Below are 23,492 nucleotides of genomic sequence, written 5' to 3' on the forward strand. Positions count from 1 at the left end.
CCTCACGGTGTGGCCAGGTCCCGCAGGGCGACCTGGGAGTTCTCCAGTTCCTTCGTCATGAGCAGGGCCACGGTCCTGGCGTGCGCCAGTGCCCGGCCCACCTCCCCCACCGAATCCCAGGTCGCGGCGACCGCTTCCCCGCCGCCGGGCCGGACGACCCGGCCGGCCAGCAGGCCGTCCTCCAGCCGCCCCTGCAGGGCGGGCAGCAGCTGGGTGAGGTCGTCGGCCAGCAGCCGCAGGGCACCGAGCACCCGGTACATCTCGGCCGGGGAGTCGAGCTCGCCTTCGCCGACGCAGCGGGACAGCCGGCGCACGGTGGCACCCGCGTCGGCGGCCAGCAGCGAGGGCGAGGAGGCGGCACTCGGGTTCATGAGCGGCGGGATACCCGTTCGCCGCCCCGGAAAACGCCGTTTGCCGGATCCCCCGTCCGGGTATTCAGCGGGCCCCCGACCTCCAGGAGCACACCGGTGAACGAACCGACGGGCGACGTGCTGACGTTCGGCATCGAAGAGGAGTTCTTCGTCGTCGACCGCCGTGGCCACCTGTCCCAGGCCGGCGACGACGTCGTCGACGCCGCCGAAGCAGCTGGCGACGACCAAGGCGAACTGCAGCACGAACTGACCCGGCACCAAGCCGAGGCGGCCACGGACGTGTGCCGCACCCACGCCGAGGCCCTGCGCCAGCTGCGCGGGCTGCGCGGCGACCTGGCCCAGGCCGCGCGGCGGCGCGGATACCGGCTGCTGCCCGCCGCGGCGCCACTGCTGTTCGAAGAGAACCCGCCCGTCATCACGCCGAACCCGCGCTACGAGCGGATGGCCGAGCACTTCGGCGCCACCGCGCGGACTTCGCTGACGTGCGGGTGCCACGTGCACGTCGCGATCCCCGACAAGGAAACCGGCGTCGACGTGCTCAACCGGGTCCGGCCGTGGCTGCCCGCGCTGCTCACGGTGACCGCGAACTCGGCGGTCTCCGACGGCTACGACACCGGCTACTGCAGCTGGCGCTACCAGCAGTGGAGCCGGTGGCCCTCGGCCGGCCCGCCGCCGCGGTTCGCGTCGCTGGACGAGTACGAAAGCATCGTCGACGGGTGGCTGCGCGCCGGTTCGATCCTCGACCGCGGGATGATCTACTGGGACGTCCGGCTCTCGGACAAGCAGCCGACGCTGGAATTCCGCATCGCCGACGTCGCCGCCACCCCGGAAGACGCGGTCCTGCTGGGCGTGCTGGCCCGCGGGCTGGTCGCCACCGCGCTGGCGGGCGACGCTCCCCTGCCGCACCTGCCGAACGAGGTGCTGCGCGCCCAGCTCTGGCGGGCGTCGCGGGAAGGCGTCACCGGCTGCTGCCCGCACCCGAAGAGCGGTGACCTGGAGCCCACGAAGGTCGTGCTCGACGATCTGGTCGAGCTGACGGCGCCCGCGCTGGCGGCGGCCGGCGACCTCGACTTCGCGCGGGAGTCGACGGCCAGGCTGGCGGCCGAAGGCGGCGGCGCCGACCGGCAGCGGCGCCGGTTCGCCGAGCGCAACCGCGGCGAGGACGTCGTCGATCTGCTCGCCGGGACCTAGCGCCCCTGCTGGACCCGGTCGAGCAGTTCGAGGGCGCGGACCGCGGCCCGTGAGCCGCCCGGGTCGACGACGAGGTGGACGCCCGCGGCTTCGGCGTGCCGCCCGGCCCGCAGCAGCACGCGGATGCCCGCGGCGCCGAGGAACCGGACCTGCCCGAGGTCGACGCGCAGGACGCCGGGGCGGGCGCGGATGTGTTCGTCGAGGACAGTCGCGAGGCCGGCGACCGTGCACAGGTCGACTTCGCCGGTGACCTCCACGACGACCGCGTCGGCGCTCTTCCAGCGGAGCCGGCTGCCGAGGTCGCCGTCGGACGGGGCGCGGGGTGCGGGCAGGCGGTGGACAGGCGGGGAATCCACCGCGGCCGCCCGCGACCGCTCGTGAGTCGTCATCTGTGCGAAGTACCCGCAGTGAGCGCGTGGCGAAACAAGCGCCGAGTCCGGGTGCATTTCCGTCGCCGCAGCGGGTATCCGCGGCGAACGCCCGTCCGGAAGGAGCCCGCCCATGTCCGACGGCCCGCCCACGATGGGTGTCGAAGAGGAGTTCCTCCTCGTGAACCCCCGCACCGGGCACGCTTCCCCGTGCGCGGAACCGGTGCTGGCCCGGTACCGCCACCACGGCCCGTTACCCGACGGGGTGAAGATCCACCGCGAACTGCGGCTCACCCAGCTCGAAGCCGCCAGCGGCGTCTGCACCACCGCCGGCGAGCTGCGCCACCAGCTGACCGCCGCCCGCCGCGTGCTGGCCGGGGCCGCGGCGGCCGAAGACTGCGCGCTGCTGGCCACCGGCACCCCGGTCGGGCCCGGGCCTGCCGGGCCGCCGCCCGCGAGCACCGGCCGCTACGCCGAGATCGACGCCGTCTACGGCGCGGTCGTCGCCGACTACGAAGCCTGCGGGTGCCACGTCCACGTCGGGGTGCCCGACCCCGACACCGCCGTCGCCGTCGTCAACCACGTGGGCCGCTGGCTGCCCACGCTGCTCGCCCTGTCGGTCAACGCGCCGTTCGACCAGGGCCGCGACACCGGCTACCACAGCTGGCGGATGGTCCTGCAGTCCCGCTTCCCCGGCTCCGGCGTCGCACCTCACCTGCGAGGGCACGCCGAATACCGCCGGGCCGTGGAGACGCTGGTGGAGTGCGGTGCGCTCGTCGACCCGGACCAGACGTTCTGGCTGGCCCGCCCGTCCGGCCGGTTCCCGACGGTCGAGTTCCGGGTCGCCGACACCGCGCTGACCGTCGACCACGCCGTGCTGCAGGCGCTGCTGAGCCGGGCCCTGGTGCGGCGGGCGCTGACCGACCTGGCCGCGGGCCGGGAGGCCGCGCCGCTGTCGCCGCAGGTGGCCGCGGCGGCCGTGTGGACCGCGGCGCGTCACGGCCTCGCCGGGGAGCTCGTCGACGTGGCCGAGGAGACGCGGCGTCCCGCGTGGACCCTCGTCGAAGACCTCCTGGAGCACGTCCGGACGCCGCTGGCGGAAAGCGGCGACCTGGCCGAAGTGGAGGAACTCGTCGACGCGGTGCGCACCGAAGGCACCGGTTCCGTGCAGCAGCGCGCGGCGGCCGCCGACGGGACGGCGGCGGCGGTGCGGTGGCTCACCGCGGCCACCGTGCCGGCCGGGCATGGAACGCTGCTGACGGGGTAGCCCCGGGTCATGACGACCTCCACCACCCCCGGGGCGGCCACCCTGCCCGCGACCCGGGGTCCGCTCTCGGAAACCGTGCTGGAAACGCTCCTGCGCGAGCAGCCGCGGGCGGACCTGGACTTCGACGGGCTCGCGGACGCCGACCCGCTCGGCGACGACCTCCAGCTCGCCCTGCACCTGTGCTACGAACTGCACTACCAGGGCCTGCCCGGGGTGTCGGCCGACTGGGAGTGGGACCCGGAGGTGCTGCGGCTGCGCGGCGCGCTCGAGGCGCGGTTCCTCACCGCGCTCCGGGACAACGTGGCGGGCGGCGACGACGTCGCGGGCGAACTCGACAACCTGCTCGTCGAGCCGATCGACGTCGAAGGCCTCTCGCACTTCCTGCGCGACCAGGGCGACTGGGCGCAGATGCGGGAGTACTTCACCCACCGCTCGGTCTACCACCACAAGGAAGCCGACCCGCACGCGTGGGTGATCCCGCGGCTGCGCGGCCGCGCCAAGGCCGCGCTGGTGGCCGTGGAGTTCGACGAGTTCGGCGGCGGCCGCGCGGAGTTGATGCACGCGCGGCTCTACGCGGACCTGCTGCGCGCGGCGGACCTGCCGGACGGCTACCTCGAGCTCATCGACCACGTCCCCGCCGCGATGCTGGCGGTGGTCAACATGATGTCGCTGTTCGGCCTGCACCGGTCCCTGCGGGGCGCGCTGTGCGGCCACTTCGCGGCGGCGGAGATCACGACGGCACCGTCGGCGCAGCGGATGGACCAGGCCCTGCAGCGGCTGGGCGCGCCCGAGGCCTGCCGGTTCTTCTTCACCGAGCACATCGAGGCCGACGCGGTCCACGAACAGGTGATGCGGCACGACGTGCTCGGCGACCTGCTGGAGCAGGAGCCGGCGCTGGCCGCCGACGTCGTGTTCGGCATCCAGGCGACCGGATTCCTCGAAGGCCGCTTCGGCGAGCAGGTGCTGAGCCGCTGGAAGGCCGGGGAGTCGTCGCTGCGCCTGCCGCTGGGCTGACGTGGTGATGGCCTCCCGGTCCGCCGGAAGGCCATCACCCTCAGTCGTCCGTCTGCGTGCGCACCCGTTTGCGGTGGCTGGTGTCGCAGAAGGGGAACCGCTTGCTGCGCCGGCACGCGCACACCGCCACGACGAACCGGTCCGAGCGCACGGTCTCGCCCTCCGGCGTGCACAGCTCCACCGGCCCCTCCACGAGGACCGGCCCGCCCGGGACGACGGTCACCCGGCGGGGGCCGCGCTCAGCGGTCGGCACGGAGCACCACCAGCTCTTCCACCCGCTGCCCCGGCTCGATCAGCCCGGCCGCCTCGAGGAACGCCGTCCGTCCGGAAAGGACCGGTCCGAACGGGATCCGGGCGCGGCGGGCGACGGAGGTCCGGAGTCCCTGCGCGGCCAGCAGTTCCCGCGACTTGTCCACATCGGACATCGCGGACTGGACGAGCAACATCGTCCCCCCGGGACGCAGGAGCTTGCCCGCGGCGGCGCACAGCGGGTCGAGCACCGCGCGGCCGTCCGGGCCCGCGTCCCAGCCCCGGGTGGACCGGACGGCCGGCGCCGGGGACGGCACGTACGGCGGGTTCGCGACGACGACGTCGAACGGGCCTTCGCGCAGCGCCCGGCTCAAGCCGCCCCGGCACGGGCGCACGGCGAGCTGGCGGACGAGCGCGTTGAGCCGCGCCGAAGCCAGTGCCCGGCGCGAAAGGTCCACGGCGAACACGGTTCCCGCGCCGCGGCGGGCCAGGGTGATGGCCTGCGCGCCGGTGCCGGTGCACAGGTCGAGAGCCCGCGCGCCGGCCGGGATGGTGAGCTCGGCGATCGCGGCGGCGAGCAGGGCGGTGTCCTCCTGCGGCCGGTAGACGCCGGGCAGCCGCAGCATCCGCGGGGCGGCCGGCACCGGCGGGTGGACGACGGGCCGGGCGGCCAAGGGGCCCGGGCGGACGGGTTCCGCCGATGTGGTCATCTGGGTCTCCTCCACTCGCCGCGGTCCCGGCGCGATCGCCGGTGAGACAACCGCGTCGGTTCGGGGCTTACCCGGCGATCACCGCGGCAAACGCCGCGGTTGAGCCGTCCGTGGCCGGGTATCCAGTGCCGAAAGAACCGTGAAGGAGGCAGGAATGACGTCCGAAGAGCGCACGCAGCACCCGACCGATCCCGCCGAAGGCCCCCGTGGCGACGACCCGCACGGTGACACGCCGGAGGCGCAGCGCGAAACCCTCCGCGGCGAGCAGGGCACGTCGAGCGGGGACGAGCACGACGACAGCGACCCGCAGTCGGGCTGACCCGGAAACGAGCGGCGGGGGTCGCGTTCGGACTGTCCGAACGCGACCCCCGCTTTATCATGCCTCGTCGAATTCGAAGGGCAGGGCGTCCACGCACGCCTGGTACTTCTGCACCATTTCGTGCTCGGTGTGCCCGGCCACGAACAGGTGAGCCAGCTCGAAGCTGTAGCTGTCCTGCTCCGGCAGGTCGGAAAGCCGCTGCCCCACCTGCGGGATGATCTCGATCTGCGTGCCGTCGATGCGCTCCTGCACGGCTTCGATCTCTTCGCGGGTCGGCACGCGCGTCACGGCACCGTTTTCGAAGCGGCGCAGGTACCACTTGCCGGCGATCTGGTAGGTCCCCTTGCTGGGCCGGCGCCCGGGGTCCTGACCCAGGCCGAGCCGCACCATGATCTCGTGGTTGGCGACGCCGTCGACGAACTCGAACAGCTCGGCGTGCGACTGCGAGTGCCGCGGGTTGATCTCCAGCAGGCACACCTGGCCGGACTCGGGGTCGCAGAAGAACTCGATGCTGAACGTGCCGTTGTCGAAGCCGATCTGCTTCATCACCCGCTCGGCGACGTCCCGCATCCGCCGGACGGGCTCCTCCCCCAGCTGCGAGGGGTACTGGTGGCGCAGGAAGGACGAGCCGTCCGGGTAGTTGATCGAGTCGAGGGCGCCGTAGACGGTGACCTCGCCCTGGTGGACGTACCCTTCGATGGCGGCCTGGACGCCGTGCAGCGCCGCTTCGGCCAGGCACGCGGCGCCGCCGACTTCGGCGATCTCCGGCGGCAGCGGAACCTGTTCGAGCACGTACCCGAACGGCTCCCCCACGCGGCCGACGCCGGCCCGGATCTCGGCCACCGCGCCGGCGAATTCGGTGTCGTTCCGGGCCTTGAAGGCGAGCTCGGAGGAGAACGACTTGACCGGCTTGAGCCACATCGGGTAGCCGACGCCCTCGGGCGGGGCGGGGCGCGCGCCGTCGAGGTCGACGATGCCGAAGGCGGGCAGCTCGTCGATCACCTTTCTCTGCTCCAGCCGGCTCCAGTACTTGTGCTCGCACTTGAGTACCGCCTCCAGCGACACGCTGGGCAGGCCGTAGCGGGCGCACAGGATGGGGACCAGCGTCGCGGCCGGGAAGTCCCAGTAGCTGACGATCGCGTCGACGTCACCGTCGAACGCGTCGAGCTCGTGCTGGGCCGACTTCAGCAACGCTTCGAAGTCGATCTCGCCGTGCTGCAGCTCTTCGGGAGTCAGCAGGCCGTGGAACGAGTAGGTCCCGGCCCACGGCAGGCGTTCCAGGACCCGCCGGTTCTCCTCGTCCAGGCCGATCACGAAGATGTTCGTACTCATGCCAATGGGCTACCCGGGCCTTCGAACAGGCCAAACGGGGCCGGATGGCCGGTTTGACCCGGCCGCCGGCGGGCATCCGCAGGCATGACCGCCCTGCCCGAACCGCTTTCCCTGTGGATCGAGACCGCCCCCGCCCCGGATCGCACCGGCGTGCCGGTGCCCGAGTCCGCCGACGTCGCGGTGCTCGGCGCGGGCATCGCCGGGCTCACCACGGCGCTGCTGCTGGCCCGCGGCGGCCGTTCGGTCGTCGTGCTGGAAGCCGAGCGGGTCGCGGCCGGTGTGTCCGGCCACACCACCGCGAAGGTGAGCGCCCAGCACGGGGCGAAGTACGCGGACCTGACGTCCCGCCACGGCGAGGGCGCGGCGAAGGCGTACGCCGGAACGCAGGCCGCGGCGTGCGAGTGGATCGCCACCACCGCGGCGGAACTCGGCATCGACTGCGGCTTCACCCGCGCCGACAGCTACGTCTACACGACCCGCGAAGCCACCGTCGATTCCCTCAAGCGCGAGGCGGACGCGGCCGCCGCGGCCGGGCTGCCGGCGTCGTTCACCGAAGACGTCGCGCTCGACGTGCCCGCGCTCGGGGCCGTGCGGACGACCGGGCAGGCGCACTTCCACCCCCGCCGGTGGCTGCTCGGCCTGGCCGCCGAGCTCGAACGGCTCGGCGGGATCGTCGTCGAGCACGCCCGGGCTACCGCCGTCAACGGGCAGACCGTCCGCACTTCGCGCGGCGACGTCCTGGCGGGCGAAATCGTCGTCGCCACCCACTACCCGGTGCTCGACCGCGGCCTGTACTTCGCCCGGCTCGACCCGGTGCGCGACCTCGTCGTCGCGGGCCCGGCCGCCGGGAACTCCGCGCCGGCGGGCATGTTCCTCGACGCCGACACCCACCACTCCGTGCGCGGGTACACCGAACAGGGCACGCCGATGGTGATCGCCGGCGGCGAGCACTACCGCGTGGGCGCGCACGTCAACGTCGAACGCCGGTACGGCAGGCTCGCGGACTGGGCGGACGCGCACGCGGGCCTGCACCGGGTGACCCACCGCTGGTCCGCCCACGACATGTCCACCCCCGATCTGCTGCCCTACATCGGCCGCTACCTGCCGGGGACGAAGAACCTGTGGGTGGCCACCGGGTTCGGCCAGTGGGGCATGACCGGCGGCACGGCCGCGGGGCACGTCCTGGCGGCGCGGATCCTCGGCGAGCCGCACCCGGCCGCGGACCTGTTCGACCCCAACCGCTTCGACGCCCGTTCGGTGCTCGAGGTCGCCCAGGACAACCTGACCGTGGCGAAGTACCTGGTCGGCGACCACGTCGCCGCGCTGTGGCGGTCGGAGAAGCTCGACGACCTGCAGCCCGGCGAGGCCGAGGTCGTGCGCGTCGGCGGCGAGCTCGTCGCCGCCCACCGCGACGAAGCCGGGAAGCTGCACACGGTCGGCGCCCACTGCACGCACCTGGGGTGCCTGGTTTCCTTCAACGATGCCGAGAAGACCTGGGACTGCCCGTGCCACGGCTCGCGGTTCGGCGTGGACGGCGAGGTCGTGCAGGGCCCCGCGGTCCGGCCGCTGCGCCGCGGGCCGGAATGAGCCGGCGGGGGGACGTCCCCCCGCCGGCCCCTCGGGCTAACCGGACGCGAGCTTCTTGCCCGCGTCGTAGAGCAGGTGCAGGGCGTCGGCCACGCCCACGGCCGTGAGGACCGTGGCCGCCAGCCGGGCCGGCCGCGGTGCGATCACCAGCCCCGCGGCCAGGCCGGTGCCGACCCACACGTTCAGGCAGAACGGGCACGACACGAGCTCCCCCACCGCGTGCGCGACGTGGCCCTTCGCCGGCACGGATTCGTTCAGCTCGTCGTCGCCGGCCGGCTCTTCGTAGCGGGTGAACGGCGCCCGCAGCGGGCTGGTCACCGCGTCCTTGGCCAGCAGGCGGCTCGCCTTGAACGTCGCCGCGCCCAGCAGGAGCGTGTCGCCCACACCGAACCGGTCCGGCAGCCGGGCACCGACGGCGCGGCCGAGCAGCGTCAGCCCGCCCACCAGGGCGCTGTAGGCGCCCATCGCGGCGACGTACCCGCCGAGCGGCCGGTCCTCGTCACCGGCGTAACGGCGCTGGACGCGTTTCGCCTTCTCCGCGACGTCCTCGAGCACGCTCATGCGTCCGCCGATCCGGGCTTCATCATCTTGCCCTGCTGCTTCGCCTTGGCCGCGTCCGGGAGGACCCGGGAGGCGGCCGCCTGGAGCTTGTTCTTCGCCGCGCCGGGCACGACCTTGTCCTTGCCCGCCATCAAGGCTTCGTAGCCGGCTTCGGCGATCTCGGCCGGGGTGTCCTTGGGACCGGCGGCGATCTTGGTGTCGGTCATGTCGGCGCGTTCGAAGAATTCGGTGTCGACCGGGCCGGGCAGCATCGCGGTGACGGTGACGCCCTTGTCCTTCACCTCGGCGCGCAGGCCCTCGGAGAACGACGTCAGGAACGCCTTCGAGGCGGCGTAGACGGCCTGGTAGGGCGCGGGCGAGGTGCCGGCGATCGACGAGGTGAACAGCACCCGCCCGCGACCGCGGCCGACCATGCCGGGCAGCACCCGTTTGGTCAGGTGGACGGCCGAGCGCACGTTGAGGTCGACGACGGTCAGCTGGTCCGCCAGCTGCGTGTCGCCGGCGAACTCGCCGTTGACGCCGACGCCCGCGTTGACCGCCAGCGCCTCCACCGGGCGATCCGCGAGCCGGCGGACCAGTTCTTCGACGCCGTCCGGCTCGGCGAGGTCGGTGCGGACCGCCTCGACCCGGGCGCCGCACGCGCGGACCTCGTCCGCGGCCGCGGCCAGCTCGGCGTCCTCGGCGGCCAGCACGACGTCGAAGTCGTGCCGGGCGAACTGCTTCGCCAGCTCGAGCCCGATGCCGCTGGACGCGCCGGTGACGACGGCCAACGGCCTGGTTGCGGTGGTCATCCGTGCTCCTTCCGGTGGTTTCGTGCCCCGGCTACCCGCCGCGGCGGACGGCAATCATGGTTTCCCGGTACGCCGGGCGGGTATTTCGCCGCGGTGGGACGCACCAGACTCCGGCGCAGTGACCTGCGCGGCCCGGGCATCAAGCGCATCCGCCGCGGCCGCGGGTTCTCCTATGCCCTGCCCGACGGCTCACCGGTGACCGACGAGGAGGTCCTGACCCGGATCAAGGACCTCGTCATCCCGCCGGCCTGGCGGAACGTGTGGATCTGCCCCTACCCGAACGGGCACGTCCAGGCGGTCGGCACCGACGACGCGGGGCGGCGCCAGTACCTCTACCACGAGCAGTGGCGGCGCGACCGGGACGAGGAGAAGCACGACCGCGTGCTGCAGATGGCCCGCCGGCTGCCGCAGTGGCGCGCTTCGGTGGCGGAGGACCTCGCCGGGTCCGGCTTGACGCGCAAGCGGGTGCTCGCGGCGGCGTTGCGAATGCTCGACCGGGGCATCTTCCGCACCGGCGGTGAGGAGTACGCGGAGGAGAACGGCACCCACGGCGTCGCGACGCTGCTGCGCTCGCACGCCGCGGTCCGCGGCGACGAGTGCCGGTTCTGCTACGTCGCCAAGGGCGGCCTGGACCGCGAGGTGGCCATCTGCGACACCGAGCTGGCCTCGGTGGTGAAGTCGCTGCTGCGCAGCCGGTCGGGCAGCGACCGCCTGCTCGTCTACCGCGAGGGCGGCACGTGGCACGAGGTGCACGCGGCCGACATCAACGAGCGGTTCAAGGAGCTGGCGGGCGAGGACTGCACGGCCAAGGACATGCGCACGTGGAACGCCACGGTGCTGGCGGCGGCCGCGTTCGCCGCGGCGGACCCGCCGACGTCGGAGACCGCCCGCAAGCGCGCGGAGTCCCAGGTGATGAAGGAGGTCTCCACGGCACTCGGCAACACCCCGGCGGTCTGCCGTTCGTCCTATGTGGACCCCCGCCTGGTGGAGGCCTACCGCGCCGAGCGCACGATCGCCCCGGCCTTGAAGCGCGCGGCGCGGCTGGACGGCGACGAGGCACGGGCGGTCCTGGAGCGGGCGTGCGCCCGGTTGCTCAACGCGTCATGACTTTCCCCGCGAGGAGGCACGGTGAGTGAGCGTCGATCCATCCTAACGTGTACTGGCCGCCGACCCCGCTCGTCGGGGAGCCTGGACACGATGACATCCGAACCTTCCCCGGTGCGCTGGCGCGCGTCGATCGGCCTCTCGGTCGGCGGCGACGGCCCGGTGTCGAGCATCGTCGAGTCCGACCACGGGAGCGAGGGGTCGGCCCGCGAGTGGATCGAACGGAAGCTGCCGCGCACGAGGTTCCCGGCGTGGATCCCGGCGGCGCGGCGGGCCGACGGGGTGGAGTTGTTCGGCCGGGTCGATCGGGGCCGGATCGCGACGGACCGGCTGGTGCCCGTGTGGGAGTCCGAGGCGACGCCGGTCTGGCACGCCGACCGTGCTGGGGACCGGGTGCAGTGGCGGCGGTGCGTCGCCGAGGACCGGTGAGTTCGGCGGTTTCCGGCTGAGGGGTTCCGCCAGGGCAGAGCCGAGAAGGGGGTTTCGGCCGGGAGCCGGAGCCGAGCAGGGTTTCCGGCTGGGGCAGAGCCGAGCAGGCAAGTCCGGAACACCCGCCGCGGGTGCCGAGGCAGGCCAAGCCCGGCCGGCGGTACCGAGGCACGCCCAGCCGGTCAAGGCCGGGCCGGCCCCGGCCACCCCGGCTAAGGGCGGGGGTGGCCGTTCTCCGCGCGGACGTGCTTGCCCGTCGCCAGGTCCGCCAGGCGGGCCAGGGATTCGGTGTTGCGCGGCTTCGCGATCAGCGCCTGCAGCGCCTCCGGGAGCACCTTTCCCGGGCCGCGGATGATGTGCTCCGTCATGCGGACCAGCGTCTGACCGTCGCCGTGCGGGACCAGCGTCAAGCCGACCGCCGCCGCGCCCAGGGGCCAGCCGTGGGCCTCCAGCGACAGGGACAGGCCCGGCTCGACCGCCCGGACCACCGTCACGTCCTGGATGTGCAGGGGCCACGGGCCCACGCTGTGGTGGATCCGCGAGCCCACCGCCGGCCAGTCGCCTTCGACGTCGCGGATGTGTGAGCTCCCCACCACCCAGCCCGCGTACAGCCAGCCGTCCGCCAGCACGGCGAACACGGCTTCGGGCGGTACGTCGATCACGCGGCTGACTTCCGGCACGGCTTCCTCCTGCTTCCGGTGACGAACCAGGCATACCCACTCCCCGGCGGGGTATGCCCGCTCGTACCGAACGGAGGTCGCGATGACGGACAGACGAGAAGAACCCGAAGGCCCCGGCGAGCTGTCGAAGCGATCCTGGGGTGCCGTGCTCAAACGGACGTTCAAGCAGTTCAACCGCGACAACCTGACCGACTGGGCCGCCGCCCTCACCTACTACGGGGTGCTGTCACTCTTTCCGGGCATCATCGTGCTCACCGCGATCCTGGGCCTGCTGGGCCCGAACGAGATCCAGACGGTGATCGACAACATCAACCAGGTCGTCCCCGGCCAGGGCAAGGACATCCTCGTCGGCGCGATCAAGGAACTGACCGGCTCGCGCAGCCTGGCCGGTCCCCTGGCCATCATCGGCCTGCTCGGCGCGCTGTGGACGGCGTCCGGCTACATCGGCGCGTTCATGCGGGCGTCGAACGCGATCTACGGCATGCCGGAAGGCCGGCCGATCTGGAAGGTGATCCCGCTGCGGGTCGCCCTGACCATCGGCATCGTGGTGCTGCTGGCGCTGTGCGCGGTGGGGGTGGTCGCGACCGGGTCGATCGCGCGGCGGATCGGGGACCTGATCGGGCTCGGCTCGACCGGCATCCTCGTGTGGGAGATCGCCAAGTGGCCGGTGATCGCGGTGCTGGTGAGCGTGGCGTTCGCGCTGCTGTACTGGGTGGGGCCGAACGTCCGGCAGCCGTCGTTCCGGTGGCTGACGCCGGGCGGGCTGCTGGCCGTGGTGCTGTGGGTGCTCGCGTCCGCGGGGTTCGCGCTGTACGTCGCGAACTTCGGCTCCTACAACAAGACCTACGGTTCCCTGGCCGGGGTCATCGTGTTCCTTGTATGGTTGTGGATCTCCAATCTCGCGATCCTGCTGGGGGCCGAGCTGGACGCCGAACTGGCCCGCGGCCGCTCGATCGAAGCCGGCCGCGAGGACAACCAGGAAGAACCGTTCCTGCCGCCGCGGGACACGAAGGCGATGGACCAGGACGAAGCCGCGGCGGTGGCGAAGTCGGAACGGGAGTGAGCGGATGGCCTGCCGCATCACCGGGCTGGTGCTCGACTGCCGCGACCCGGACCGCCTGGCGGAGTTCTGGTGCGCGGTCCTGGGCTACGAGGTGATCGGCCACGAGCCGGACGGCCTCGAGCTGGGCGTACCGGGAGCCGCCCTCGGCGAGGGGCCGCCGACGCTGGTGCTGGCCCAGAGCGAAGACCCGCGCCGCGGGAAGCTGCCGTTGCACATCGACGTGAACCCGGCGGGCAGCGACCAGGAGACGGAGCTGGCCCGCCTGACGGCCCTCGGCGCCCGCCCGGCGGACGTCGGCCAGACCGGCGAAGAGTCGTGGGTGGTGCTGCAGGATCCGGAGGGCAACGAGTTCTGCCTGCTGCGCAAGGACATCGGCCCGGCTTGACACCCGGCCACCCGTGTACGCCGCTGCCGGGCTGGGTCGACGTCCAGTGACCCCGATCGGCGGCGGCGCCCACGAAAGCACAGGCGGCCCCGGCTGATCCTCCGATCAGCCGTAGATGGCCCGGTGGGCCGCCCGGATCGCCGCCGCGTAACCGGCGCCCAACCTGCCGTTCCTGGCCAGGGCCGCGCGGGCCGCGTTCGAGCCCGGGCCGCCGTGGACCGCTCCGCCCGGGTGGGCCGAGGCGCCCGCCAGGTACAGGCGGTCCACCGGGGTGTCCGGGCGGCCCGTGCCCGGGACCGGGCGGAAGAACAGCTGCTGGTGGATCGCCGTCGTGCCCGCGTTGATCGCGCCGCCGACCAGGCCGGGGTCGTGGCCCTCCAGTTCGGCCGGGCCCTGCGCGTAGCGGGCCTTGATCAGGCCGGTGAACCCCGGCGCGTTCGCCTCGACCGTCTCCTCGATCCGCTTGATCCGCCGGTCCAGGGCCGCCCGGTTCTCCACCGTGCCGCGCGGCACGTGCGTGTACGCCCACGCCGCCTCCGTTCCCGCGGGCGAGCGCGCCGGGTCGCTGGTCGTCATCTGGCCGAGCAGCAGGAACGGGCGGCGCGGGGTCCGGCCGCGGGCGAGTTCGCCGCCGAACGCCGAGAGCCCGTCGAGGTCCGTCCCGAGGTGGACCGTGCCCGCGCCGCGGGCGCCTTCCGCCGTCCACGGGATCGGGCCGGACAGCGCCCAGTCCACCTTCACCGTCGCGCTGTCCCACTCGAACTTGCCGAGGTCCTCGATGAGCCGGGACGGCAGCCACTCCTCCCCCACCAGTTCGCGGTACAGCACCGGCGCGGGGACGTCGGCCAGCACGGCCTTGCGCGCCCGCACCGGGTCGCCGGCGGCGTCCCGCACCCCCAGCGCCCGGCCGTCCCCGACGAGGATCTCCCGCACCGGGCGTCCACAGTGGATCCGGCCGCCGCGCGATTCGAGCCGGCGGACCAGCGCCGCGATCAGCTCGCCCGCGCCACCTTCGGGCACCGGGAACCCTTCGTCCTGCCCGATCATCGCGAGCAGCCAGCCGAACACCGCGCTGCCGGCGTTGTCCACGGAAAGGTCGCTGTGCGCGGAATTCCCGGCCAGCAGCAGCTTCGCGCCTTCGCCGGTGAACAGCTCGTCGGCGAACCGGCGCGCGGGCAGCGTCAGCATCCGCGCCAGCCGCAGGGCGTCGCCGGTTCCGGTGTGGCGCAGCAGCTTCAGCGCCGGGCGGACCGGCGGGAACGGCGTGAACAGGGCGTTCAGCAGCGGCTCGCGGATGTCCCGCCACTGCTCGAACAGCCGCCGCCACGCGTCGCCGTCGCCGTCGCCGAACTGCTCGACCGACGCCGCCGTGCGGTCGACGTCCCGGGACAGCAGCACACACCGGTCGTCGGGCAGGACGTGCGCGAGCACGTCGGGCGCGTGCCGCCAGCGCAGGCCGTGTTCTTCGAGCCGCAGGCCGCGGATCGCCGGCGACACCGCGCTCATCGGGTAGAACGCGCTGAACAGGTCGTTGCGGAAACCCGGCTCGGTGACCTCGGCGGTCCGGACCGCGCCACCGGGGTGGTCCGTCGCCTCCAGCACCAGCACCGACCAGCCCGCGTCGGCCAGGAGGTTCGCCGCCACCAGGCCGTTGTGCCCCGCGCCGATCACCACCGCGTCGACGGCTTCCGTACTCACTCCGGCCTCCCGGTTGGTCAGGCTTGCGACTGGTGGCTCGGCCCGACCCGGGTGAGCGAGCGGAGCCGGCCCATGACCCCGTCGCGGCGCGGCGGAGCCAGCGGCGCGCTCGCCGCCCCGGCGCCCGACCGGAGCCCGGCGACCAGGTCGCCGAGCGCGGCCGCAGCGTCATACCGAGGTTGCCAGCCCAGCGCGGTCTCCGCCAGCGTCGTGTCGGCGAGCGCCGCGCGATCGGCGAGTTCGAGCCAGCCCGGGTGGGCCGGCAGCGCGCCGCCGAGCCACGCCGCCCGGGCCGCGACCTGCACCACCGGCTTCGGCACCGGCACGCGCGTCCCGCCGAGGACGCCGGCCAGCGCGTCGGCGTCGAGCACTTCCGGCGCGGCCAGGTTGACCGGGCCGGTGAAGCGCCGGTCGAGGATGAGCCGGATCGCGGCGGCGACGTCGGAGGTGTGCACCGCCTGGGCGCGCAGATCCGTCCACAGCGGAACCGGCAGCCGGCGGGCGCCGACGAGCCCGGCGGGCACCGCCGGGTCGAGCAGCCAGCGCGCGAACTGCCCGGCCGCGCGCCGGTGCACGATCGCGCACGGCCGGATCCGGGCCACCCCGACCTCCGGGTACTGCTCTTCGAACCGGTCCAGCAGGGTTTCCAGCGCGGCCTTGCCGCGGCTGTAGGCGCTGGCCGCGATGCCGTCACAAGGCCAGTCCTCGGTCACCTTCGCCCAGCGAGGCGCCGGCCCGTAAGCGGCCACGGACGACGCGACGACCACGTGCGGCACCCCGGCGGCCGCCGCCGCGGCGAGGACGTGCCGAGTCCCGTGATCGTTGGTGCGCCACATCGGCGGGTCGCCACGCAGCGGCGAGATCGCCCACGCGAGGTGCACGACGGCGTCCGCGCCGACGAACAGCGCGGCGAGCTCCTCCTCGGCGCCCGGGACGCCGACGTCGGCGGCGCGCCAGCCGGCCCGGCGGTACGGCTCGGCCGTGGTGTCGGGCAGCCGGCGCGCCAGGCCGACGACGTCGTGGACGGGGTCGAGGGCGGCCAGCAGCGCCGTCCCGACGTTGCCGGTGGCCCCGGTGATCACGATCCGCACCCGGAAGGCGTACCCCCTGTAGGGGCTGCGAAACGTCAGTGACAACCGGGGCTCCGCCACCCGGAACCCTCGCAGACTCAGACGAGGTCGCGCGGGATCCGCTCGTGCCAGTTGCGGGAGACGATCCGCCGGGCGCCCTCGTAGGCGTCGAGCCGGGCGTCGACGACGAACTCGGTCTCCGTGCAGGCCACCCGGGTCCGGGTTTCGCTGCGCGCCTGCCACTCGCCCCGGGCGAACGTCACGACCCACTCGGTTTCCGCGACCGGCGAGCAGAAGTCGTCGGCGACCCAGCGGTAGCGCTCACGGACGTCGCGGGTGACCTCCAGGTCGAGGTCGTCGAAACGCCGGGTGCCCTCGTCCTTAACGATCTCCAGCGCGGACTCGTAGCCGACGAGGTCGCGCGAGACGGTCCAGCGCTGCTCCCCCGGCGTCACCCGGGTGACCGGGATCGGCGGCGCCCCTTCGGGTTCGCCGAACGGCCGGGGCGGCAGCTCGTCCGGTTCGGCGACCGGGCGCACCGGCAGCTCCAGCCCGCTCTGTCCGGTGTGGACAGTCAGCAGCACGGGTTTCGGCGGCGGCCAGGCCAGCGGCCAGTACGAAGTGGACACCGAAAGCCGGATCCGGTGCCCGGCCGGGAAAGCCTGGGCGACGGCGTTCATCTCGACCTCGACGGTGCACCGCTCACCGGGCTGTATCGGCGCCGGCTCGTCGTGCCCGTCGCGGTGGGTCAGGTTGAGCAGCCCGTAGGTGACGCGGGTGGCCCGCCCGTCCGGCGCGACGTCGGAGAGGCGCACCGCGACCATCGCGACCGGCTGGTCGGCCGAGACCTCCAGCCGCACCTTCGGCGCCCCGAGGATCTCGCAGCGCTCGGTGAGCACGCCGGTGTCGAACACGAGCGACCCGCCGTCCTCCTCGCGCTGGTCGTAGGGCAGGTCGGGCGGGGCGCTGTAGGACGCCCACTTGCCGGCGAACTGCCCGACCGACAACGGCGACGACAGCGTCAGGGCTTCGTCGCCCGAACTCTCCCCCGGCCGGCCGAGGCGGTGCCGGGCCAGCGGCAGGACGGTGGCCTCGACGTGCGGCGACGGCCAGGTCGCCTCGCCCACCCAGCGGCCGGGCCGGTCCTCGTAGGACGTCGACGGCGGCACGCTCTCCTGCATCCACGTGCACAGCATCGGCCCGTCCATGGCGCCGTTGTCCTCACCGCGCAGCCAGTGGTCCCACCACTTGACGACCTCCTGCAGGTACCCGATCGCCGGGCCCGGTTCGCCGAGGTGCGGGTACTTGTGCGACCACGGGCCGATCAGCCCGCGCCGCGGCACGTCGAGGTGGGCCAGCAGCCGCGTCACGGCGTTGGAGTAGCCGTCCGCCCAGCCGCTCGAGGCGAGCACCGGGACCTGGACATCGCTGTAGTTCTCCGAAACCGAGGCGTGCCGCCAGTAGCCGTCGCGGCGCTGGTGGCCGAGCCAGTTGCCGATCCAGAGGCTGCAGTCCTCCAGCCGCTCCCGCCACATCTCGCGCCACCGCTCGCCGACGACGGCCGGGTCCGGTGGCAGCGTGGCGTAGGAGAACATCGTGCCCGACTCGGCGACGTTGTCCGAGAGCAGGCAGCCGCCCATGTAGTGCATGTCGTCGGCGAACCGGTCGTCGGTGAACGACGAGATCACGATCGCGCGCAGGCTCGGCGGTTTCCGCGCCGCGACCTGCAGCGCGGCGAACGCGCCCCAGGAGATCCCCATCATCCCGGTGTCGCCGGTGCACCACGGCTGCGCGGCGATCCACTCGAGGACGTCCTCGGCGTCGAGCTGCTCGCGTTCGAGGTACTCGTCCGCCAGGACGCCCTCGGACTCGCCGGTGCCGCGGATGTCCACGCGCACGCAGGCGTACCCGTGCCCGGCGAGGTAGGGGTGGTGGACGGAGTCGCGGGGCGCGGTCAGGTCGCGCTTGCGGTAGGGGATGTATTCCAGGATCGCCGGCACCGGCTCGGTGTCCGACGAGACCGGCCGCCAGATGCGGGCGGACAGCACTGTCCCGTCGGACACCGGGATCCGGACGTGGTCCTCCACGGTGATTTCGTGCGGCAGCGAGGTGACGGCTCGCAAGAGCAACTTCCTCCCAGGGGTTACGCGTTCGGCTGCAGCAGGATCTTCTGGGCGCCGTCGAGCTTCTTCTGGAAGATGTCGTACGCGCGGGGCGCTTCTTCCAGCGGCAGCTTGTGGGTGGCGAAACCCTCGACGCCCAGCGGGTCGCCGTCGCCGGTGAGCACCGGCATGATGTCGTCCAGCCAGTGCCGGACGTTGGCCTGGCCCATCCGCAGCTGCACCTGCTTGTCGAACAGTTCCATCATCGGCATCGGGTCGACCATCCCGCCGTAGACGCCGGACAGCGAGATCGTGCCGCCGCGGCGGACGCTGTCGATGGCGGCGTAGAGCACGCTGAGCCGGTCGATCCCGGCCTTCTCGGTGATCTTCTCGCCGAGCGGCTGCGGCAGCAGGCCGACGAGGGTGTGCGCCAGCTTGCCGACCGGGGCGCCGTGCGCCTCCATGCCGACCGCGTCGATCACCGAGTCCGCGCCGCGGCCGTGGGTCAGCTGGCGGATCGCGTCGCCGATTTCCTTGTGGTCACGCGTGTCCAGCGCGGTGGCGCCGTGCTCGCGGGCGCGGGCGAGTCGCTCGGGCACCAGGTCGACGCCGATGACCTGACCGGCCCCGCGGTGGCGCGCGATCCGGCAGGACATCTGCCCGATCGGGCCGAGGCCGAAGACCACGACCGTGCCGTCCTTCGGGACGTTCGCGTACTCGACGGCCTGCCAGGCGGTCGGGACGACGTCGGAGAGGTAGACGAACCGCTCGTCCGGCGGGCCGTCCGGGACCTTGATCGGCCCGTAGTGCGCCTGCGGCACGCGCAGGTACTCGGCCTGGCCGCCGGGGACCTGGCCGTACAGCTTGGTGTAGCCGAGCAGCGAGGCACCCTTGCCGTGCTCCCTGACCTGCGTCGTTTCGCACTGCGACTGCAGGCCGCGCTCACACATCCAGCAGTGGCCGCAGGAGATGTTGAACGGGACCACGACCCGGTCGCCGGGCTTGAGGTTCGTCACCTCCGGCCCGACCTCCTCGACCACGCCCATCGGCTCGTGGCCGAGGATGTCGCCCTCGGTCATGAACGCGCCCAGCACCTCGTACAGGTGCAGGTCGGAGCCGCAGATCCCGGTCGAGGTGATCCGCACGACCGCGTCCGTGGCCTCCTCGATCTTCGGGTCCGGCACCTCTTCGACGCGGACGTCGCGTTTGCCGTGCCAGGTCACTGCCTTCATGGCTCTCCCTTTTCCGCGGGCGGGTGGTCTCCGCACCGGCTTCCCGCGGGTGGCAGCCGACAAACTCAGGTCAGCAGATCGGCCACCAGGTACACGGCCGCGGCCACCGCCGCGGCGGCCGGGAAGGTCAGCACCCAGCCCAGCACGATGTCCCGCGCGATCCCCCACCGCACCGCGGAAAGCCGCCGGGTCGCGCCGACACCCATGATCGCCGCGGTGATCACGTGCGTCGTCGAGATCGGGGCCTTCACCGCGAACGCCGTCACGTACAACACCGACGACGCCACGGACTCCGCGACGAAGCCGTGCGGCGGGTCCAGCGGGAACACCCGGCGGCCGAGCGTCCGCATGATCCGCAGACCACCCGAATAGGTGCCCAGCGACAAGGCTCCGGCGCAGGCCAATGTCACCCACAACGGCACCGAGAACGTCGCCTGCTCGCCCGCCGCCACCAGTGCCAGCACGATCACGCCCATGCCCTTCTGGGCGTCCTGCAGGCCGTGGCCGAGCGCGAGCGCCGACGCCGAGAGGATCTGGAACCGGCGGAACACGCGGCCGCTGCGGTGCGGGTTCGCCCGGCGCAGCAGCCACAGCGCGGCGACCATCGCGACGTACCCGAGGGCCAGCCCGAGCAGCGGCGACGCCACCATCGGGATCAGCACCTTTTCCGCGATGCCGGCCCAGTGCACGGTGCTCGCGGCGGCCAGCGCCGCGCCGACCATCCCGCCGATCAGCGAGTGCGAAGACGACGACGGCAGCCCGAAGTACCAGGTGATCAGGTTCCAGGTGATCGCGCCGAGCAACGCGGCGAAGACCACGGTGAGCGCGTCCGGGCCGGCCGGGACGTCGATGATCCCCTTGGCCACCGTCGCCGCGATCCCGGTGGACAGCAGCGCGCCGGCCAGGTTCATCACCGCCGCCAGCACGAGGGCGGCGCGCAGGGTCAGCGCCCGGGTCGACACCGCGCTGGCGATGGCGTTCGCCGCGTCGTGGAACCCGTTGGTGTAGTCGAAGACCAGCGTCAGCACGATCACGGTGACCAGGGCGGCGGTCCCCGTCACTCAGGACTCCTTGACCGCGATGGTCTGCACCACGTCGGCCACGTGCTCGAAGGCGTCGGCGGCCAGCTCGAACTGCTCGACGACCTCCTTGGTCTTGAGCACCTCGAGGGCGTCGCCGCCCGGCTCGAACAGGTGGGCCAGTATCCGCCGGTAGACGCGGTCGGCCTCGTTCTCCAGCTCGTTGATCTCGATCCAGAACGGCTCGAGGTCCCCCACCTTGGCCAGGCCGGGCATCGCCGTGGCGGTCAGCTCGGCGGACCGGCAGAGCACCCGGACCAGGACGTCGATCCCGGGCGGGAACGCCCCGATCCGGTAGAGCACGGCCAGGTCCGCCGCGGTGTCCATGAAGTCCAGCACGTCGTCGATCTTGGCGGCGAGCGCCTGGATGTCCTCGCGGTCGAACGGCGTCACGAACGAGCTGTTGAGCTCCACCATGATCGTGTGGGTCAGCTCGTCACCCTGGTGCTCGACCTCGTGCAGGCGCTTCGCGATCGGGTCCCGTTCGGCCGGGTCGGCGGCCACGAGGTCTCTCAGCAGCGCGGTCGCGGTGACCAGGTTCTTCGCCGCGTCGGCGAGCAGGTCGAAGAACCGGGTGCCCCGTGGGGTGAAGCGCATGAATGGACGTCCCTTCCTCACCGCACGGCCGTCGGGGGCCGGGTACCCCGTCCGGCCCCACGTTTAACGGCCGATCTCCGGGAAATCAGGAGTCATGACCGATCCCGGATCCCGGCGCCTGAGAGTACTGCTCTGGCACGTGCACGGTTCATGGACCGATGCGTTCGTCCGCGGCCGGCACGACTACTTCCTGCCGGTGTCACCCGACGGTGCGCCCTGGGGCCTGGGCAAGGCCGGGCGGAACTGGCCGTCGGTGACCGAGGTCCCGCTCGACCGGCTGGCCGAGGCCGAGCCGGACGTCGTGGTGCTGCAGCGGCCGGAGGAGCTCGACCTCGCCGCGCGCCTGGGCGTGCCGGCCGTCTACGTCGAACACAACGCGCCCCGGCCGTACGCCGCGTCGAGCGAACACCCCCTCGCCGGCCGCTCGGACATCACCGTCGCGCACGTGACCCACTTCAACCGGGCGATGTGGGGCTGCGGCCGCGCGCCCACGACCGTCGTGCCGCACGGCATCCCCGATCCGGGACCGCGCTACACCGGTGAGCTCGCCGCCGGCGTGTCGATGATCAACGAGCCGGTGCGGCGGCAGCGCGTCACCGGCGCCGACCTGCTCGGCACGCTCGCCGAGGCCGCCCCCGTCGACGTGTTCGGGATGGGGACCGAGGAGCTCGCCGCGCCCCTGCGCGGCCTGGGCGACGTCCCGGCACCGAAGCTGCACGACGAAATCGCCCGGCGCCGCGTCTACCTGCACACCGCCCGGTGGACGTCGCTGGGTCTGTCCCTTCTGGAGGCGATGCACCTGGCGATGCCGGTCGTCGTCTTCGCCAGCACCGAGGCAGTCGACGCGGTACCGGCCGACGCGGGCGTGCTCTCCACCGACGTCTCGGTGCTGGCGAGCGGGTTCCGCGAGCTGCTGCACGAACCCGACTTCGCCGCTCTCGCCGGCAAGAACGCCCGCGAACACGCCCTGAAGCACTACGGGCTGGACGCCTTCCTGACCGCTTGGGACCACCTCCTCGCCGAGACGGCCCGTTGACCCCGAAGGGAACGCCTCACCGATGAAGATCGCGATGGTGTCCGAGCACGCCAACCCCCTCGCCGTCCTCGGCGAAGCCGACGCCGGCGGCCAGAACGTGCACGTCGCCGAGCTGTCGGCCGCGCTGACGCGCGCCGGCCACGAGGTCACCGTCTACACGCGCCGGGAAAGCCGCGACGAGCCACCCGAAGTCCAGGCCCCCCAGGGGTTCCGCGTCGTGCACGTGCCCGCGGGGCCGCCGCGCAAGGAGCCGAAGGACCACCTCCTGCCCTACATGGGCGAGTTCGGCAGCTTCCTGCGGGACCGGTGGGCGCTCGACCGTCCCGACCTGGCGCACGCGCACTTCTGGATGTCGGGGCTGGCGACGTCCCTCGCCGCCAGCGCGACCGGCACCCCGGTGGCGCAGACGTTCCACGCCCTCGGCGTGGTCAAGAAGCGCTACCAGGGCGGCCAGGACACCAGCCCGGCCGACCGGATCCGGCTGGAGCGGATCATCGGCCGCCAGGCCGGGCGCGTGATCGCGACCTGCTCCGACGAGGTCTTCGAGCTCTCCCGCCTCGGCGTGCCGCGGTCCCGGATCTCGATCGTCCCCTGCGGCGTCGACCTCGGCCGGTTCTCCCCCGACGGGCCGGTCGCCCGCCGGGGACTGGCCCACCGGCTGGTCGCGGTCGGCCGGCTGGTGCCGCGCAAGGGTTTCGACATCGCGATCACCGCGCTCGCCCAGCTGCCGGACACCGAGCTCGTCATCGCCGGCGGCCCGGAACGCGGCAAGCTCTCCCAGGACCCCGAGGCCCAGCGGCTGCGGCAGCTGGCCGAGAAGCTCGGCGTCGGCGACCGCGTGCGCTGGCCCGGCCAGGTGTCGCGGGAGGACATGCCGTCCCTGCTGCGCTCGGCCGACGCCGTGGTGTGCACGCCGTGGTACGAGCCGTTCGGGATCGTGCCGCTGGAGGCGATGGCCTGCGGTGTCCCGGTGGTCGCGGCCGCGGTCGGCGGCCTGACCGACACCGTCGTCGACGGCGTCACGGGCCTGCTGGTCCGGCCGCACCAGCCGAAGGAACTCGCCAACCGCGTCCGCCGGCTGATCGACGACCCGGCCCTCTGCCACGCCTACGGCACCGCGGGCCACGACCGCGCGGTGGCCCGCTACTCGTGGGACCGCGTCGCCGCGGACACGCTGCGCGCCTACCACAAGCTGGTCCCGGAAACCGCGGTCACCGCCGAAGCCCGCTGAACCCTCGTGAGTGGTAAGGCGGGTTA

At 73.1% G+C, this 23,492-nt stretch carries 25 protein-coding genes; 11 read left to right on the forward strand and 14 right to left on the reverse strand.

Going from position 1 to position 23,492, the window contains the following annotated elements; all coding sequences use genetic code 11:
• Positions 1-2: 2 nt before the first annotated feature.
• Positions 3-371 (reverse strand): hypothetical protein, encoded by a 369-nt coding sequence (locus AB0M93_RS27010; protein ID WP_364277562.1) that lies wholly within the window; start codon positions 369-371, stop codon positions 3-5.
• A 96-nt stretch (positions 372-467) separates the two neighbouring features.
• Here AB0M93_RS27010 and AB0M93_RS27015 point away from each other — a divergent pair, with 96 nt between their 5' ends.
• Positions 468-1,562, forward strand: coding sequence for a glutamate--cysteine ligase (locus AB0M93_RS27015; protein ID WP_364277565.1), 1,095 nt, complete (start codon positions 468-470; stop codon positions 1,560-1,562).
• Here the strand turns inward: AB0M93_RS27015 and AB0M93_RS27020 are convergent.
• On the reverse strand, positions 1,559-1,951 hold the full coding sequence (locus AB0M93_RS27020) for an STAS domain-containing protein (RefSeq protein WP_364277568.1): 393 nt from the start codon (positions 1,949-1,951) through the stop codon (positions 1,559-1,561). The two genes, AB0M93_RS27015 and AB0M93_RS27020, sit on opposite strands and share 4 nt — an antisense overlap.
• Positions 1,952-2,063: 112 nt before the next feature.
• Between AB0M93_RS27020 and AB0M93_RS27025 the strand changes: the two genes are divergently transcribed.
• Positions 2,064-3,197, forward strand: coding sequence for a glutamate--cysteine ligase (locus tag AB0M93_RS27025; RefSeq protein ID WP_364277570.1), 1,134 nt, complete (start codon positions 2,064-2,066; stop codon positions 3,195-3,197).
• A 9-nt stretch (positions 3,198-3,206) separates the two neighbouring features.
• Positions 3,207-4,211, forward strand: a complete 1,005-nt coding sequence (locus AB0M93_RS27030) for an iron-containing redox enzyme family protein (RefSeq protein WP_364277573.1) — start codon at positions 3,207-3,209, stop codon at positions 4,209-4,211.
• A gap of 40 nt (positions 4,212-4,251) precedes the next feature.
• Here AB0M93_RS27030 and AB0M93_RS27035 read toward each other — a convergent pair whose 3' ends face one another.
• Both AB0M93_RS27035 and AB0M93_RS27040 read right to left on the reverse strand, forming a co-directional pair.
• A complete protein-coding gene (locus AB0M93_RS27035) occupies positions 4,252-4,464 on the reverse strand; it encodes a CDGSH iron-sulfur domain-containing protein (protein WP_364277576.1) in 213 nt (70 codons plus the stop codon).
• Positions 4,451-5,170, reverse strand: a complete 720-nt coding sequence (locus AB0M93_RS27040) for a methyltransferase (protein ID WP_364277579.1) — start codon at positions 5,168-5,170, stop codon at positions 4,451-4,453. The genes AB0M93_RS27035 and AB0M93_RS27040 overlap by 14 nt, the downstream gene beginning before the upstream one ends.
• Before the next feature lie 154 nt (positions 5,171-5,324).
• Here AB0M93_RS27040 and AB0M93_RS27045 point away from each other — a divergent pair, with 154 nt between their 5' ends.
• Positions 5,325-5,489, forward strand: a complete 165-nt coding sequence (locus AB0M93_RS27045; protein ID WP_014467084.1) for a hypothetical protein — start codon at positions 5,325-5,327, stop codon at positions 5,487-5,489.
• Positions 5,490-5,546: 57 nt separating this feature from the next.
• Here AB0M93_RS27045 and AB0M93_RS27050 read toward each other — a convergent pair whose 3' ends face one another.
• Positions 5,547-6,821 (reverse strand): ATP-grasp domain-containing protein, encoded by a 1,275-nt coding sequence (locus tag AB0M93_RS27050; RefSeq protein ID WP_364277581.1) that lies wholly within the window; start codon positions 6,819-6,821, stop codon positions 5,547-5,549.
• 84 nt (positions 6,822-6,905) lie between these two features.
• On the opposite strand from AB0M93_RS27050, the gene AB0M93_RS27055 reads away from it, so the two are divergent.
• Positions 6,906-8,408 carry an FAD-dependent oxidoreductase gene (locus tag AB0M93_RS27055; RefSeq protein ID WP_364277584.1) on the forward strand — a complete coding sequence of 501 codons (1,503 nt, stop codon included), beginning with the start codon at positions 6,906-6,908 and terminating at the stop codon, positions 8,406-8,408.
• 36 nt (positions 8,409-8,444) lie between these two features.
• Here the strand turns inward: AB0M93_RS27055 and AB0M93_RS27060 are convergent, their stop codons facing one another.
• Positions 8,445-8,969: a DUF1360 domain-containing protein gene (locus tag AB0M93_RS27060; RefSeq protein ID WP_364277587.1), complete on the reverse strand. Its 525-nt coding sequence runs from the start codon at positions 8,967-8,969 to the stop codon at positions 8,445-8,447.
• On the reverse strand, positions 8,966-9,760 hold the full coding sequence (locus AB0M93_RS27065; RefSeq protein WP_364277590.1) for an SDR family NAD(P)-dependent oxidoreductase: 795 nt from the start codon (positions 9,758-9,760) through the stop codon (positions 8,966-8,968). Before AB0M93_RS27065 ends, AB0M93_RS27060 begins: the two co-directional genes overlap by 4 nt.
• A gap of 93 nt (positions 9,761-9,853) precedes the next feature.
• Between AB0M93_RS27065 and AB0M93_RS27070 the strand changes: the two genes are divergently transcribed.
• Complete coding sequence (locus tag AB0M93_RS27070) at positions 9,854-10,867, forward strand: DNA topoisomerase IB (protein ID WP_364277593.1); 1,014 nt, start codon at positions 9,854-9,856, stop codon at positions 10,865-10,867.
• Positions 10,868-10,957: 90 nt separating this feature from the next.
• On the forward strand, positions 10,958-11,293 hold the full coding sequence (locus AB0M93_RS27075; protein WP_364277595.1) for a hypothetical protein: 336 nt from the start codon (positions 10,958-10,960) through the stop codon (positions 11,291-11,293).
• Positions 11,294-11,505: 212 nt separating this feature from the next.
• Here the strand turns inward: AB0M93_RS27075 and AB0M93_RS27080 are convergent, their stop codons facing one another.
• Complete coding sequence (locus tag AB0M93_RS27080; protein WP_364277598.1) at positions 11,506-11,973, reverse strand: SRPBCC family protein; 468 nt, start codon at positions 11,971-11,973, stop codon at positions 11,506-11,508.
• A gap of 82 nt (positions 11,974-12,055) precedes the next feature.
• On the opposite strand from AB0M93_RS27080, the gene AB0M93_RS27085 reads away from it, so the two are divergent.
• Both AB0M93_RS27085 and AB0M93_RS27090 read left to right on the forward strand, forming a co-directional pair.
• Complete coding sequence (locus tag AB0M93_RS27085; protein ID WP_364277600.1) at positions 12,056-13,036, forward strand: YihY/virulence factor BrkB family protein; 981 nt, start codon at positions 12,056-12,058, stop codon at positions 13,034-13,036.
• A 4-nt stretch (positions 13,037-13,040) separates the two neighbouring features.
• Positions 13,041-13,421, forward strand: coding sequence for a VOC family protein (locus AB0M93_RS27090; protein WP_364277603.1), 381 nt, complete (start codon positions 13,041-13,043; stop codon positions 13,419-13,421).
• A 105-nt stretch (positions 13,422-13,526) separates the two neighbouring features.
• Here the strand turns inward: AB0M93_RS27090 and AB0M93_RS27095 are convergent, their stop codons facing one another.
• From AB0M93_RS27095 to AB0M93_RS27120, 6 genes are all read right to left on the reverse strand, one after another.
• Positions 13,527-15,119, reverse strand: a complete 1,593-nt coding sequence (locus AB0M93_RS27095; RefSeq protein WP_364277605.1) for an NAD(P)/FAD-dependent oxidoreductase — start codon at positions 15,117-15,119, stop codon at positions 13,527-13,529.
• A gap of 17 nt (positions 15,120-15,136) precedes the next feature.
• Positions 15,137-16,210, reverse strand: a complete 1,074-nt coding sequence (locus AB0M93_RS27100; protein WP_364277608.1) for an NAD-dependent epimerase/dehydratase family protein — start codon at positions 16,208-16,210, stop codon at positions 15,137-15,139.
• A 77-nt stretch (positions 16,211-16,287) separates the two neighbouring features.
• Positions 16,288-18,312: a CocE/NonD family hydrolase gene (locus AB0M93_RS27105; protein ID WP_364277611.1), complete on the reverse strand. Its 2,025-nt coding sequence runs from the start codon at positions 18,310-18,312 to the stop codon at positions 16,288-16,290.
• Between the two features lie 20 nt (positions 18,313-18,332).
• Positions 18,333-19,523 carry a zinc-dependent alcohol dehydrogenase gene (locus tag AB0M93_RS27110; protein ID WP_364277614.1) on the reverse strand — a complete coding sequence of 397 codons (1,191 nt, stop codon included), beginning with the start codon at positions 19,521-19,523 and terminating at the stop codon, positions 18,333-18,335.
• 65 nt (positions 19,524-19,588) lie between these two features.
• The gene (locus AB0M93_RS27115) at positions 19,589-20,584 is read right to left on the reverse strand and encodes an inorganic phosphate transporter (RefSeq protein ID WP_364277617.1); all 996 of its coding nucleotides are present in this window, start codon (positions 20,582-20,584) and stop codon (positions 19,589-19,591) included.
• Positions 20,585-21,199, reverse strand: coding sequence for a DUF47 family protein (locus AB0M93_RS27120; protein WP_364277620.1), 615 nt, complete (start codon positions 21,197-21,199; stop codon positions 20,585-20,587).
• Between the two features lie 94 nt (positions 21,200-21,293).
• Between AB0M93_RS27120 and AB0M93_RS27125 the strand changes: the two genes are divergently transcribed.
• Positions 21,294-22,235 (forward strand): glycosyltransferase, encoded by a 942-nt coding sequence (locus AB0M93_RS27125; RefSeq protein WP_364277623.1) that lies wholly within the window; start codon positions 21,294-21,296, stop codon positions 22,233-22,235.
• A gap of 22 nt (positions 22,236-22,257) precedes the next feature.
• A complete protein-coding gene (locus tag AB0M93_RS27130; protein WP_364277626.1) occupies positions 22,258-23,466 on the forward strand; it encodes a glycosyltransferase family 1 protein in 1,209 nt (402 codons plus the stop codon).
• The last annotated feature ends 26 nt before the right edge of the window (positions 23,467-23,492 follow it).

The organism is Amycolatopsis sp. NPDC051102, assembly GCF_040682815.1.
Taxonomy (GTDB): Bacteria; Actinomycetota; Actinomycetes; order Mycobacteriales; family Pseudonocardiaceae; genus Amycolatopsis.